General features: G+C 46.7%; 11 protein-coding genes. 10 read left to right on the forward strand and 1 reads right to left on the reverse strand.

The window, feature by feature from the left end; all coding sequences use genetic code 11:
* Positions 1–32: 32 nt before the first annotated feature.
* From dprA to BM101_RS00345, 8 genes are all read left to right on the forward strand, one after another.
* Positions 33–941 carry a DNA-processing protein DprA gene (gene dprA / locus BM101_RS00310; RefSeq protein WP_245825612.1) on the forward strand — a complete coding sequence of 303 codons (909 nt, stop codon included), beginning with the start codon at positions 33–35 and terminating at the stop codon, positions 939–941.
* A 115-nt stretch (positions 942–1,056) separates the two neighbouring features.
* Complete coding sequence (gene topA, locus BM101_RS00315) at positions 1,057–3,126, forward strand: type I DNA topoisomerase (RefSeq protein ID WP_087031162.1); 2,070 nt, start codon at positions 1,057–1,059, stop codon at positions 3,124–3,126.
* Between the two features lie 22 nt (positions 3,127–3,148).
* Positions 3,149–4,456 carry a methylenetetrahydrofolate--tRNA-(uracil(54)-C(5))-methyltransferase (FADH(2)-oxidizing) TrmFO gene (gene trmFO, locus BM101_RS00320; RefSeq protein ID WP_087031165.1) on the forward strand — a complete coding sequence of 436 codons (1,308 nt, stop codon included), beginning with the start codon at positions 3,149–3,151 and terminating at the stop codon, positions 4,454–4,456.
* 72 nt (positions 4,457–4,528) lie between these two features.
* Positions 4,529–5,455 carry a tyrosine recombinase XerC gene (xerC, locus tag BM101_RS00325; RefSeq protein WP_256212083.1) on the forward strand — a complete coding sequence of 309 codons (927 nt, stop codon included), beginning with the start codon at positions 4,529–4,531 and terminating at the stop codon, positions 5,453–5,455.
* Between the two features lie 3 nt (positions 5,456–5,458).
* On the forward strand, positions 5,459–5,983 hold the full coding sequence (gene hslV, locus BM101_RS00330) for an HslVU peptidase proteolytic subunit (RefSeq protein WP_087031168.1): 525 nt from the start codon (positions 5,459–5,461) through the stop codon (positions 5,981–5,983).
* 14 nt (positions 5,984–5,997) lie between these two features.
* Entirely contained in the window at positions 5,998–7,410 is a 1,413-nt protein-coding gene (hslU, locus tag BM101_RS00335) for an ATP-dependent protease ATPase subunit HslU (protein ID WP_087031170.1), read from the forward strand.
* 100 nt (positions 7,411–7,510) lie between these two features.
* Positions 7,511–8,320 carry a GTP-sensing pleiotropic transcriptional regulator CodY gene (codY, locus tag BM101_RS00340; RefSeq protein WP_087031173.1) on the forward strand — a complete coding sequence of 270 codons (810 nt, stop codon included), beginning with the start codon at positions 7,511–7,513 and terminating at the stop codon, positions 8,318–8,320.
* A 47-nt stretch (positions 8,321–8,367) separates the two neighbouring features.
* On the forward strand, positions 8,368–9,240 hold the full coding sequence (locus BM101_RS00345) for an aldose 1-epimerase family protein (RefSeq protein ID WP_177194297.1): 873 nt from the start codon (positions 8,368–8,370) through the stop codon (positions 9,238–9,240).
* Between the two features lie 99 nt (positions 9,241–9,339).
* Here BM101_RS00345 and plsY read toward each other — a convergent pair whose 3' ends face one another.
* Complete coding sequence (plsY, locus tag BM101_RS00350) at positions 9,340–9,939, reverse strand: glycerol-3-phosphate 1-O-acyltransferase PlsY (protein ID WP_087031180.1); 600 nt, start codon at positions 9,937–9,939, stop codon at positions 9,340–9,342.
* A gap of 200 nt (positions 9,940–10,139) precedes the next feature.
* Here plsY and parE point away from each other — a divergent pair, with 200 nt between their 5' ends.
* Positions 10,140–12,218 carry a DNA topoisomerase IV subunit B gene (gene parE, locus BM101_RS00355; protein WP_087031183.1) on the forward strand — a complete coding sequence of 693 codons (2,079 nt, stop codon included), beginning with the start codon at positions 10,140–10,142 and terminating at the stop codon, positions 12,216–12,218.
* A gap of 1 nt (position 12,219) precedes the next feature.
* On the forward strand, positions 12,220–14,685 hold the full coding sequence (gene parC / locus BM101_RS00360) for a DNA topoisomerase IV subunit A (RefSeq protein WP_087031185.1): 2,466 nt from the start codon (positions 12,220–12,222) through the stop codon (positions 14,683–14,685).
* The last annotated feature ends 174 nt before the right edge of the window (positions 14,686–14,859 follow it).

The following is a 14,859-nucleotide window of genomic DNA, read 5'->3' on the forward strand; positions in this document are numbered from 1 at the left end:
ATAACAATAGATGAATCGAAGGGAGTTTTTTTATGCATGACGAAATGATCGAAACACAAATCAGGGATAAAATAGTCTACTATGCCATGCTGGGTGTCTGTCCGCCCATGTTGTTAGGCCATATGTATACGTCGTGGAGACAAAATATAAATATGCCGCTTGCAGCAATCATTTGGAGCTATCCCCCGACAGCATCCTTCAAAAATAAGAATGTCTTATTGGATAAAATAAAGGATGCTGCGATGAAAAATCCATGGGACCAAACGTTTCAGCGTTATGATGAAAAGGGTATCCAAGCCCTTATGGTGATGGATGAGGAATACCCGATCGGCTGGCTGAATAGTTATATGCCGCCGATTGTGCTTTTTTATAAGGGGGATATCAAGCTGCTCGCTAAAAACAGCATCAGTGTCGTAGGCAGCCGATATCCGTCCCTTTATGGCGAAGAAGCCATCAGACGCCTCCTGCCGCCGATTGTAGCAGAAGACGTCGTGACGGTCAGCGGTTTGGCGAAAGGCATCGATCGGGCGGTGCACATGCAGACGATCGCCAATAGAGGGAAGACAATCGGCATCATCGGAACCGGACTGGACATTTATTACCCGAACGAAAATGTCCTGTTGCAGCAGGAGATGATGCGGGAGCATTTGGTCATGACGGAGTATCCGCTGGGGTCACGGCCGGAGAAATACCACTTCCCGATGAGGAATCGCTTGATTGCCAGCCTTTCCCAAGCGACTTTGGTCATAGAAGCAAAAGAAAAGAGCGGCAGCTTGATTACCGCAAATGTGGCCCTTCAAGAGAACAGGGAAGTTTTTGCCGTTCCCGGCAACATCACTAACCCTTTGAGCGTCGGCACAAATCAATTGATCAAGGCCGGGGCCGGCTGTGTTTTGGAGGCGGCGGATATCCTTTCAGACATGCGGCATCTTTGGAAATAGCGCGATAGGTAATCAGGTTCCATTTGACAAACCCATAGTTTATGGCATAAGATGATTAACGAATTTGAAACATAGTATATACATACAAAAACATTTCGTTGAGAGGGGCATTTCTTTGGCTTATAAATATCTGGTCATTGTGGAATCACCTACAAAAGCCAAAACTATTGAAAAGTATCTCGGAAGAAACTACAAAGTGGTAGCAAGCAAAGGCCACTTGCGAGATTTACCGAAAAGTCGAATGGGTGTCGATTTTGAAAATGATTACCATCCGGACTATATTTCAATCCGAGGCAAAGGTGACCTAATAAAAGAACTAAAAAAATATGCGCGCAAAGCAGAAAAAATATTCTTGGCATCCGACCCGGATAGAGAAGGGGAAGCCATTGCCTGGCATCTTGCCCATCTGTTGGGATTGAACCCTGAAGATGATATTCGCGTGGTATATAACGAAGTAACCAAAGAAGCGGTAAAAGAGGCCATCAAAAAACCACGTCCAATCAATATGGATTTGGTATCTTCCCAACAAGCGCGCAGAATCCTGGATCGTTTAGTGGGGTATTCCATATCGCCAATACTATGGAAGAAAGTGAAAAAGGGGCTCAGTGCTGGCCGGGTGCAATCCGTCGCATTGAAGCTGATCATCAACCGCGAAGAGGACATTGCCAATTTTGAACCAGTGGAATCTTGGACGATTGATGGAACTTTTTTAAAGGATAAGCATACTTTCAATGCCGCATTCTATGGCTTGGATGGCAAAAAAATGAAATTGAAAAACAAAGAAGAAGCTGATGCTGTCTTTGAAAAAATAAAATCGAATGCTTTCCAGATTACCGATGTTACGAAGAAACAACAAAAAAGAAATCCAGCCCAACCCTTCACGACATCTTCGCTGCAACAAGAGGCCGCAAACAAATTGAATTTCAGAACACGGAAAACGATGATGATTGCGCAAGAGCTTTATGAAGGTATCCCCCTAGGAAAAGAAGGGTCTGTCGGCCTGATCACATACATGAGAACGGACTCCACGCGAGTGTCAGCGGGTTCGATCGAAGAGGCTCATACCTATATCACGGAAACGTTTGGCGCCGACTACGCTATCGAAAAGCAAAGAAAAGTGAAGAATGCCGAGTCGGCCCAAGATGCGCATGAAGCGATCCGTCCATCCAGTGTCCTGCGCGTTCCCAGTGAAATCGAAAGCTTCTTGACGAAAGACCAATATAAATTATATCAATTGATTTGGTCGCGATTTTTGGCGAGCCAAATGACTCCGGCAATTTTCGATACGATGAAAGTAGATTTGGTCCATGAAGATGTTTGGTTCCGCGCGACGGGATCGAAAGAAAACTTCCCGGGTTACCGAAAAGTGTATATTGAAGGCAATACGAAGGAAAAGGATAACCTGTTGCCGGAAATGATCATCGGCGACACCGTCTATTCAAAAGATATCGAACCGAATCAACACTTCTCGCAACCGCCTGCCCGCTATTCCGAGGCAACCTTGATCAAAGCTTTGGAAGAGAACGGGGTCGGAAGGCCGTCCACCTATGCGCCGACCATCGACACGATCCAAAAACGGTATTATGTCAAAGTCACCGCAAAACGCTTCGAACCGACCGAATTAGGAACGATCGTCAATAGCTTGATTTCCGTTTATTTCCCTGACATCGTAAATATTTCCTTTACTGCAGGGATGGAAAAAGACTTGGACAGCATCGAGGAAGGCACAATGGAATGGGTGAAGGTCATCGACCATTTCTATCGACCGTTTGCAGAAGAATTAGCAAAAGCTGAAGTCGAAATCGAAAAGATTGAGATCAAGGATGAACCAGCAGGGTTCGATTGCGACCTGTGCGGCCATCCGATGGTCATCAAAATAGGCAGATTCGGCAAATTTTATGCTTGCAGCAATTTCCCGGAATGCCGTAATACAAAAGCGATCGTGAAAAAAATCAATGTTACCTGCCCGCTTTGCCACAAAGGCGAGGTCATCGAAAGAAAATCCAAGAAAAATCGTATTTTTTACGGTTGCGACCGGTATCCGGAATGCGAATTTGTTTCTTGGGATAAACCGATCGGACGCGATTGTCCGAAGTGTCAACATTATCTTGTTGAGAAGAAAGTAAAAGGCGGTATGCAAGTGAAATGCAGCCAGTGTGATTATGAAGAAGACTTACAGAAATAATGTAATGGAGCGTGAGCATTATATGAGTACGAACAGTGTAAATGTCATTGGGGCTGGCCTTGCCGGAAGCGAGGCTGCTTTTCAAATAGCGGAGCAAGGTGTCCAGGTAAACCTCTACGAAATGAGACCTAAAAAAATGACCCCGGCTCATCACACGAGTGGATTTGCCGAGTTGGTCTGCACCAATTCATTGCGTGCAAATCAAGTTACAAATGCTGCGGGATTGCTGAAAGAAGAGATGCGTCACTTGCATTCCTTGATCATGCAAGCGGCAGATGCCACTTCTATCCCTGCCGGGGGAGCCTTAGCGGTTGATCGCGATACGTTTTCAGCCTACGTGACGAAAGCGTTGGAGGAGCATCCAAACATTACCATCCACCTGGATGAGCTGAATGAACTGCCTGAAGGGATCACGGTCGTCGCGACCGGCCCCTTGACGTCAGAGCCGTTAAGCAAAGCCATCCAAGCCTTCATCGAGTCGGAAGGGCTCTACTTCTACGATGCAGCTGCGCCTGTCATCGAAAGAGAAAGCATCGACATGAACAAGGTGTATCTGAAATCGCGTTACGATAAGGGCGAAGCCGCCTACCTGAACTGTCCGATGTCAAAAGAGGAATTTTCAGCCTTCTATCAAGAATTGATCCATGCGGAAGTTGCGCCGGTCAATGAATTTGAAAAAGAAAAATATTTTGATGGCTGCATGCCGTTTGAAGTGATGGCTTCACGCGGCGAAAAAACCTTGCTGTTCGGACCGATGAAACCGGTCGGACTGGAAGACCCCAGAACTGGAGAAATCCCTTATGCCGTTGTCCAATTACGCCAAGACAATGCAGCCGGTTCTTTGTATAATATCGTCGGTTTCCAGACACACCTGAAGTGGGGAGAACAAAAACGCATTCTGCAGATGATACCTGGACTTGAACACGCTGAAATTGTCCGATACGGCGTCATGCACCGGAATACCTTTTTGAATTCACCAAGCGTCTTGAGGGCAACCTACCAAAGCTTGAAGCGGGATAACCTCTTCTTCGCGGGACAAATGACCGGCGTCGAAGGGTATGTCGAAAGTGCCGCCAGCGGACTGCTGGCTGGATTGAATGCCGCAAGGATGGCGAAAGGGTCTGGATGCGTCGTGTTTCCAAAAAACACGATGATCGGTGCGATGTCGCATTACATCACGAATACCGACAGCAAACACTTCCAACCGATGAATGCAAACTTTGGCATCATCGAGCCGCTGGAAAAACGAATAAAAGATAAAGTACTAAAAAATCAAACACTGGCGGATCGAGCCCTGAAATCTTTGGAGGAATTTGTCCAAACAATTTAAGAAAGGCCCGCTGACATTGAAATCTCCCCAACATTGTGATAAATTTAATCATAAGATGTTGGAGGGATTTTTTTGCGCAATCAGGAATTAATTGACCGCTTTATGAACTACTTAGCTATCGAAAGGCGCTATTCGGTGGAAACCGTAAAGGCTTACTTGTTGGATTTGCAGAAATTTGAACAATTTTTGGCGGAAAGCGGGAACGCGTCCTTGCTTGCGGTAACCATTTACGACATTCGCCTCTATTTAAGTTTTTTGGATGAACAGAAGTTAAGCCGCAACACGATTTCGCGCGCGCTGTCCAGCTTACGGGGATTTTATAATTTTCTTATCCGGAATGACATCATGACAGAGAATCCGCTAGCCTACATTTCGTTCAAAAAGAAGAATTTAAGGCTTCCGCAATATCTATATGAAGAAGAATTGGAAAAGCTATTGGCTGCAGCCAGAGGGAATAAACCGCTGGATTACCGCAATGCAGCATTGATAGAACTGCTGTACGCTACCGGCATCCGGGTAAGCGAGTGCAAGAACATCCGCTTGGATGACATCGCTTTCGATTTGGGCGTCGTGCTGGTGCTCGGCAAGGGGAACAAGGAAAGGTATGTCCCGTTCGGCCATTATGCAGCCGACGCCATCCAAGAATATCTGGAAAAAGGCCGGAAGGTTCTGATGACGGAAAATCAGCGCGAACATGATAAGCTGTTCGTCAACCGGCTCGGAGATCCGATCACGTCTGGTGGTGTGGAATATGTGTTGAAGCAGGTGATGAAGAAGACGGGTTTGACCGGCGATCTCCATCCGCATATGCTCCGCCATACCTTTGCGACTGATATGCTTAATAACGGGGCGGATATGCGCACGGTCCAAGAGCTTTTGGGGCATGCCAGTCTCTCCTCTACGCAGATCTATACGCACGTGACGAAAGATGCTCTGCAAAGGAACTATAACCTGTATCATCCCCGCGCTAAGCGGGGATCTCATGAATTGGAGGAATGAAGGATGACAACAATCTGCGCAGTACAGTACAACGGGAAATCGGCGATGGCCGGTGACGGACAAGTAACGATGGGCGAATCCGTTATCATGAAAGGCACAGCAAAAAAAATCCGGCGCATCTACAACGATGAAGTCATCGTCGGATTTGCGGGTGGTGTTGCCGACGCCTTCACGCTGGAAGATAAATTTGAAGAAAAACTGAATCAATACAAAGGTAACCTGCTGCGCGCCTCCATAGAAGTCGCCAAAGAGTGGCGTGGAGACCGTGCCTTGCAAAAATTGGAAGCCCTCCTGATCGTGATGAACAGAGACCAGATGCTGCTCGTTTCGGGGAGCGGCGAAGTCATTGAACCAGATGACGGCATTCTCACCATCGGTTCCGGCGGTAATTTCGCTTTGGCGGCGGCCCGCGCCTTGAAACGAAAAGGGACAGGGCTATCGGCTAAGGAAATAGCCTATGAGAGTCTGAAGATTGCTTCCGAGATTTGCGTATTTACCAATGATAATATTATCGTTGAAGAATTTTAGGGGGTGAATGAGAAATGGACGGAAAATATAACCAAACACCTAGAGAGATTGTAAAGGAATTGGATAAATATATCATCGGCCAAGACGCGGCTAAAAAAGCCATCGCCGTAGCATTGCGGAACAGATACCGCAGGCTGAAGCTGGATGCCGTTATGCAGCAGGAAGTGACGCCTAAGAACATCCTCATGATCGGTCCTACCGGTGTGGGTAAAACGGAATTGGCAAGAAGATTGGCGTTGCTGGTGGAAGCCCCTTTTGTAAAGGTTGAAGCGACAAAATTTACGGAAGTAGGCTATGTAGGGCGTGACGTTGAATCAATGGTCCGGGATTTGGTGGAGAACGCCATCCAGATCGTTGAAAAGCAAAAACGCAGTGAGGTCTACAGCAAAGCCTACGAACAGGCTTTGCAACGATTGGCGAAAGCATTAAAGCCGGGTATCAAGAAAGCTAAACCGCAAAGCAAAGAGGCGGACAGTTGGCAAACCATGTTCAAAAATATGGGGATGCCGCTTCCCGGCGAAATGGAAGAGGAAGTTTCCGAGGAGGTGACGACCGAGATCGCCAAGGAACGCATCGAAATCATCGAGCAATTGCGCAAAGGCTTGCTCGACAATCGCGAAGTGACCATCCAAGTTGAGGAAAAACAAGGCAGTCCGTTGGGTGCAGGTGGGAACAACGAGCAAATGATGATGTTGCAGTCAGCTTTTGAATCCTTTACCCCTAAAAAGAAAATCAAACGGACGCTGAAAGTGGCCGACGCTATCGGCATTCTCGTGCAGGAAGAGACGGATAAGTTGGTCAACAAAGATGATATTTCTCTGGAAGCATTGAAGATAGCGGAGATGAACGGCATTATTTTCATTGATGAAATCGATAAAATCACTTCAAAATCACAACATACTGGGGAAGTATCGCGCGAAGGCGTCCAGCGGGATATCTTGCCTATCGTGGAAGGTTCGCAAGTTTCGACAAAATATGGATCGATTCAAACGGATCACATTCTGTTCATTGCTTCGGGTGCGTTCCACGTTTCCAAGCCGAGCGACTTGATTCCTGAGTTGCAGGGCCGATTCCCGATCAGGGTGGAATTGAATGATTTAACGGAGGATGACTTCGTCAAGATCCTTACGGAACCGAATAACGCCTTGTTGAAACAATACATCGCATTGCTGGGGACGGAGGATGTCCACATCACCTTCACGCAGGAGGCCATCCGGAGAATGGCGAAAATCGCAACCCAGGTGAACGAAGAGACGGACAATATCGGAGCAAGAAGATTGCATACCATCATGGAAAAATTATTGGAAGATTTGCTTTTTGAAGCATCCGAGATACCCGGAAATCAAATCACCATCACCGAAAATTATGTGGATGAAAAATTGGCGCACATCGTCGAAAATAAGGATTTACGAAGATATATCCTATAAAGAATCAGCAGAAATTGGCCTGTGCATGATGAATGACCATTTCTGACAGATGGGTACAAGCTGCAACTATTTTCTAATAGGGAGACATGTGGGGGAAACTATGGATGAATTATTAGAAAAGTTAAGAAGAATCAATAAGATGCTCCAAAAAGAAGGCGGCTTCGTTACCGCGGCTCATAAAAAAGGCTCATTGCCTTTTACCGAAATGGCCACCGTGTTAGGGGACATTTTGGGGGCCAATACGTATCTGATCGATTTATATGGGAATCTGTTGGGCTACAGTGAAGCGACCGATATAAACAACTATCGCATCAAGCAGATGCTGACAGACACAAAATTTCCTGAACAATACGCCCAAAATTTATCCGCGCTGTACCAGACGACCGCTAATATCGGCATCGAATCGGATATGACGGCTTTTCCGATCGAGAGCCGGGATCTGTTCATTACCGGGATGACGACCATCATCCCGATTTTTGCGGCCGGGAAGCGGTTGGGAAGCTTGATTTTAGCAAGGATGGCTCCGGTGTTCGACAGCGGCGATTTGATCCTTGCGGAGCATGGCGCGACCGTTATCGGGATGGAGATGCTCCATTCCATCAATTTGGTGACGGAAGAGGCGACGCGCGTCACAACCATGATCCAGATTGCAGTCAAGTCATTGTCGTTCAGTGAGTTGGAGGCCGTAAAAGCGATTTTTCGGCATTTCTCATCGCTGGAGGAACGGATCACCGCGTCCAAGATAGCGGAAGAAAACAACATCACCCGCTCGGTCATTGTCAATGGCTTGCGTAAGTTGGAATCTGCAGGGATCATCGAAACCAGATCGCTGGGGATGAAGGGGACATTCATCAAGGTTGCCTCTACGCAATTATTGGATGCATTGCAGAAAGCCTTGTTTTCTAAATAAAAGAGAAAACAGCGGGAACGAGAAGTATAATAATGGGGGACTCAGTAATGGAATTTGTAATAGAAAATCAACACCTTACCGTAAAAGTGAAAGACGTGGGGGCAGAAATAATCAGTGTCACCGCTAAGGAGACAGGGATCGAATACATCTGGCAAGGTGATGAGAAGGTTTGGAACAGGCATGCACCCATCTTATTCCCGATAGTCGGCCGATTAAAGGAAGATACCTACCACTATAAAGGTACTCCTTATCATTTAACGCAGCATGGATTCGCAAGGGACAGCAAGTTTCATGTCCATGAACGCCTATCCGACAGCATCACGTTTATTTTGCAGCCGAACGAGCGTTTCCTGTCTGTTTATCCGTTCCTATTCGGGCTTCAGATAACGTACCGACTCTTCAAAAATGAACTGGTGGTCACCTACAAAGTGAAGAATATGGATGAAAAAACCATGTTCTTCTCCATCGGTGGGCATCCGGGGTTCAACGTCCCATTGGCTGGGGAAACGGTGTTTACGGATTATGCCATCACCATCGAGCCTGCCATCGAGCGGGAACGCATTTTCCTGCGGGGGCCATTTGTCGCGGCAGAAGACAGCAGACGGGTGAACCAAAATCATATTCCGCTGGAACATGGGCTGTTTGCCGATGATGCCATCATCTTCAAAGCCGGACAACCAATGACCCTGACGCTCACTTCAACGAAGGATAGCCATGGCGTGAAAATGACGGTCAAGGACTTCGATTATGTAGGCATCTGGACCAAGAATCAAAGCGATGCAACGTATATCTGCATTGAACCGTGGTGTGGGCTTGCCGACTTTACAAATTCAGATGGGGACATCGAACATAAACAAGCCATCCATTCGCTGAATGCAGGGGAAAAATTCACGGCAGAACATAAAATCGAATTCTTTTAAATCCCGGCAGATCCGCTCAGGGCTGCTGATCCAGGACCAAAAAAGGGCGCCCCTAAATCATGCTTGATGATTTAGGGGTGCCCTTTTTCTTTGCGTTGTTTATTTGCTTTCCTTGGCTCTATACCCGAAAGGAACCTTGCTTTCGGTTCCGTTTTTGATCCGTTCGATATTCGAACGATGACGGTAGGTGATGAATATCGTCAAGAAAACGGTCACGGTGGTCAGAGCCCAATCGTGGAAGGAAAAGGAAACGACAATGGCCGTCAGACAGGCTAAGATGCTGGAGAGACTGACCATCCGGGAAAAATAAAGATAGACCAAAAAGAAGACGATAGCGATCATGAAAAAAGGCGGATTGTACGCCAGTATGATACCCGCGCTGGTGGCAACGGCCTTTCCTCCTTTAAAACCGGCAAAAATAGGATACGTATGTCCGATTGCCGCAATGACACCGATGAGCAAAGGGTGTATACTCAAGCCAAACCACAGGGGCAATAGCGTTGCGATGGAGCCTTTTAAAATATCCATGATCAATACGACTGTGCCGGCTTTTTTGCCTAATACGCGGTAGGTATTCGTTGTTCCCGAATTGCCGCTGCCGAGTTTACGGATATCTGTGTGGTAAAAATATTTGCCTATCCAAATACCTGAAGGGATGGAACCCAACAAGTATGCAAGGATGATGACGATTGCTGTCATTCTTTCTTCACTCCTATTGTTGAAACTAAATATCAGATTTTCAATTCCCTATCATTCTAACATTTTATGTGTTTTTTTCCTATAGGGGGTGTGATACTAGTTGCATTTAGCGTAAAACCGTTTTATTCTTTTCAAATTCGATATTTTAAAGTATGATAGAATAGATGTTCGTATAAGGACAGATATGAAGGAGTTTTTTCATGGCACAAGATAAAGTATTTAATTATGATGACGACTCCATTCAAGTCCTCGAAGGACTTGAAGCAGTCAGAAAAAGACCAGGAATGTATATCGGGTCGACCGATGCACGCGGCTTGCATCATTTAGTATATGAAATTGTCGACAATGCGGTAGATGAGGCGTTGTCAGGCTATGCCGATAAAATAGACGTCACCATCCATAAGGATCAAAGTGTCAGCGTGAAAGACAACGGACGCGGCATGCCAACCGGTTTGCATGCATCCGGAGTTCCGACCATCCAAGTCATTTTCACTGTACTGCACGCCGGCGGAAAGTTTGGACAAGGCGGCTATAAGACTTCAGGAGGTCTTCACGGGGTAGGCGCGAGTGTTGTGAACGCTCTGTCGGAATGGCTGGAAGTTTCCGTAATCAGGGAACATGAAGTCTATAAGATGTCTTTCAAAAACGGCGGCAAGCCGGCAAACAAGCTGACCAAAGAAAAAAATGTGCAGAAGGACAATGGATCGCTGATCCATTTTTTGCCCGACAAAGAAATATTCGGCACAGCGCAATTATCCTATGAAGTATTGGCAGAGCGGTTCCGTGAATCAGCGTTTCTGCTGAAAGGCTTGAAAATCACGCTCACGGACGAACGCTCCGACAAAAGCGAGACCTTTTGCTACGAAGAAGGCATCAAGGAATTTGTCGCTTACCTGAACGAGGAAAAGGATACGTTGCATGAAATCGTCTATTTCAGCGGCGAATCGGATGGCATTGAGGTCGAGTTCTCTTTCCAATACAATGACGGCTATTCAGAGACCATCTTGTCATTCGTAAACAATGTCCGGACCAAGGACGGCGGCACGCATGAAGTCGGTGCGAAAACGGCTATAACGAAAGCATTCAACGAATATGCCCGGAAAATCGGCATGCTGAAGGAAAAAGATAAGAACCTGGAAGGCAGTGACGTCCGCGAAGGGTTGTCGGCCGTATTGTCTTTACGTGTCCCTGAAAATCTCTTGCAGTTTGAAGGACAAACAAAGGAAAAATTGGGGACCCCGCAAGCAAGAGCAGCCGTCGACAGTCTGATCAGCGAGCAATTAAGCTATTATCTGATTGAGAACGGCGAAACGGCACAAATGCTTGCCCGGAAATCTTTGAAAGCAAGAGAGGCAAGAAACGCTGCCCGTAAGGCAAGGGAAGATACACGGAACGGTAAGAAACGCCAAAAGAACGAATCCCTGCTTTCCGGCAAACTGACACCTGCGCAGAGCAAGAATCCAAAGAAAAATGAATTGTTCCTGGTCGAAGGAGATTCCGCCGGCGGATCCGCAAAACAGGGAAGGGACCGCAAATTCCAGGCGATCCTTCCGTTGCGAGGGAAAGTCGTCAATACGGAACGCGCCAGTATCCAGGATATTATGAAGAACGAAGAAATCAACACCATTATCCATACCGTAGGGGCCGGGGTCGGCGCCGATTTTGACGTCAAGGACAGCAACTACGATAAAATCATCATCATGACCGATGCGGACACGGATGGTGCGCATATCCAGATTCTGCTGTTGACCTTCTTCTATCGCTATATGAAGCCGCTGTTGGACGCCGGAAAGATTTATTTGGCGCAGCCGCCACTTTATAAGGTTTCAAAAGGGATCGGGAAATCCGAAAAGATCGAGTATGCCTGGACCGAAAAAGAGCTAGCCGCAAAAATCGCTATCATCGGCAAAGGCTACATCCTGCAACGCTACAAAGGGTTGGGTGAAATGAATGCGGACCAGCTTTGGGAAACCACAATGGATCCGGATACGAGAACGCTGATCCGTGTCCTCATCGATGACAAAGCGCAAGCGGAACGCAGGGTGACCACTCTGATGGGCGATAAAGTAGAACCGCGCCGCAAATGGATAGAGGAGCATGTCGAATTTTCCATGGAAGACAAAAAGAGCATCCTGGAGGAAGGGTTATCCGAAAATGCAACGGAAGATGGCCAAGCACATATGCAGGAGCAAGTAAAGAAAGAGGCTATCGAGAAGCAAGACTCCTCGGAACATGAGATTGAGCAGATAGCATTAGATTTTGAAAGTGGTGAAGAGTAAGATGACGGATAATCAAGAAATCAAAGAAATAATGCTTGAAGATGTGATGGGAGACCGTTTTGGCCGTTATTCCAAATACATCATCCAGGATCGTGCTTTGCCGGATATCCGCGATGGGCTAAAACCCGTTCAAAGACGGATATTGTATGCGATGTTTGTGGCGGGCAATACTTCCGAAAAGGGCTTCCGTAAATCGGCCAAGACAGTCGGTAATGTTATCGGTAACTATCACCCGCATGGAGACTCCAGCGTGTACGAAGCGATGGTGCGGTTGAGCCAAGATTGGAAAATGCGTGAAGAGCTGATAGAGATGCACGGGAATAACGGGAGCATGGACGGCGACTCGGCTGCCGCCATGCGTTATACTGAAGCGCGACTATCCAAAATATCGGCGGAGTTGCTGCGTGATATCGACAAGGAAACGGTCGATTTCGTCCTGAACTTCGATGACACCGATGAAGAGCCTACCGTTCTGCCGGCAAAATATCCCAATCTGCTCGTTAACGGCGCAACCGGGATTTCTGCAGGTTATGCGACGGATATCCCGCCGCATAATTTGGGGGAAGTCATCGATGCGACGTTGCACTTGATATCCCATCCGGATGCTACCCTGGCCGATTTGATGAAGTACGTGAAAGGACCCGATTTCCCGACCGGAGCGATGATTCAAGGCTTGGAAGGCCTGAAGGATGCTTACACAACGGGCAAAGGAAAAGTGATTGTCCGCTCCAAAACCAGGATCGAAGAAATCCGCGGCGGAAAGCAACAGATCATCATCTCGGAAATCCCTTATGAAATAAATAAAGCGACACTAGTCAAAAAGATGGATGACATCCGCATCAACCGAAAAATCGAGGGGATATCGGAAGTCCGTGATGAATCTGACCGGACCGGCCTGCAGATCGTCGTTGAATTGAAGAAGGAAGCAAATGCGGAAGGTATCCTGAATTACCTTTTGAAAAACACCGACCTGCAAGTGAACTATAATTTCAATATGGTCGCAATCGACGAACGCCGTCCGAAACAAGTAGGGCTGCACCAAATCCTGAAAGCCTACGTCAAATATCAAAAAGAGGTCATCACACGACGGACGAAATACAACCTGAAAAAAGCGGAAGCAAGACTGCACATTGTGGATGCGTTGATAAAAGTCATCTCCATTCTGGATGAAGTCATTCAAATTATCCGCAACAGTAAAGATAAAAAAGATTCAAAACAGAATTTGATCAAAAGCTATGCCTTCACAGAAATACAAGCGGAAGCAATCGTTTCCTTGCAATTGTACCGTTTGAGCAATACGGACATCACCGCTCTGCAAAATGAGAAAATGGATTTGAACGAGCAAGTGGCCATGTATCAAAGCATACTGAAAGATGATAAGACGTTGTATTCAGTCATGAAAAACGAATTGACGGCCGTCAAAAAACAATATGCAAACCCACGCCGTTCCAGCGTACAGGCTGAAATCGACGAAATTAAGATCGATACCGAAGTACTGGTGCCGGACGAAGAAGTCATCGTTGTCGTGACGAAAGAAGGCTATTACAAACGCACGAGCGTCCGTTCGTTCTCTGCCTCGGCAATCGAAGAGGTGGCGTTGCGCGAAGGGGATAAACCACTATTCATCGGGAAAGCTTCCACACTGGACGCGGTTGTCCTGTTCACTAACAAAGGGGATTATCTGCATTTCCCGATACATGAATTGCCTGAATTGAAATGGAAGGACATCGGGCATCACCTATCCCAAAATATTCCTTTCGCCGCGGATGAACGAATCATCAGTGTCACTATAATGAAGCATCATACCGAAGCGACCGGAACGGTGTTGTTTGTATCGCAGGATGGGTTGATCAAGCAAACCAATCTCAATGAGTTTACGACATTCAGAGGGTACCGGAACAAAAAGAGCGTCGCAATGAAAATGAAAAACGAAACGGACGCAATCGTCTCCCTGCATTACCTTGATGAAAAAACGAACTATGAAATCTTGTTGGCTACCCATTTCGGATTCGCATTGCGCTATCCCGTCAGCGAAGTCCCTACAATCGGTACGCGGGCAAGCGGCGTAAAATCGATCAACTTGAAAACGGGCGATTTCGTCGTCGGTGGAGCGGTCTTCACGGAACAAAATGAAGACTATCCTATCCTTATCATCACCCAAAGAGGGAACATCAAGAGATTCAAGTCCGGAGAAGTCCCACCATTAGGAAGGGCCAAACGAGGACTTATGCTCTTGAAGGAATTAAAGGCAAAACCGCATCGCATCATCTACATGGATAGTTCGCTGGAACAGCCGAACACATACATCATCCATACCACCAATGGCGCTGACATACAGGCTGAGAGCAAAGAAGTGCCGTTCAGCCCTAGATATGCCAACGGCAGCTTCGCCATCAATGAGAAGACAGACGGCGAAGTTACGAGCGTCGAAAAAGCGTATAATTTTTCACAAATTAGAATACTCTAATATTCTGTTATAAACAATTTCAAAAAGCGGAGGCTGTGTAATAACACAGTTTCCGCTTTTTGAATGTAACAGTTTCGGTCGAATAGTAAAACATTCACTAACTATTAGATAGTTATATAAACAGTCCAACCAGCAAAAAAGCTATATGTATTACGTTTTCATAGAACCTCCCAA

The sequence above is a fragment of the Trichococcus palustris genome (assembly GCF_900114465.1).
Taxonomy (GTDB): Bacteria; Bacillota; Bacilli; order Lactobacillales; family Aerococcaceae; genus Trichococcus; species Trichococcus palustris.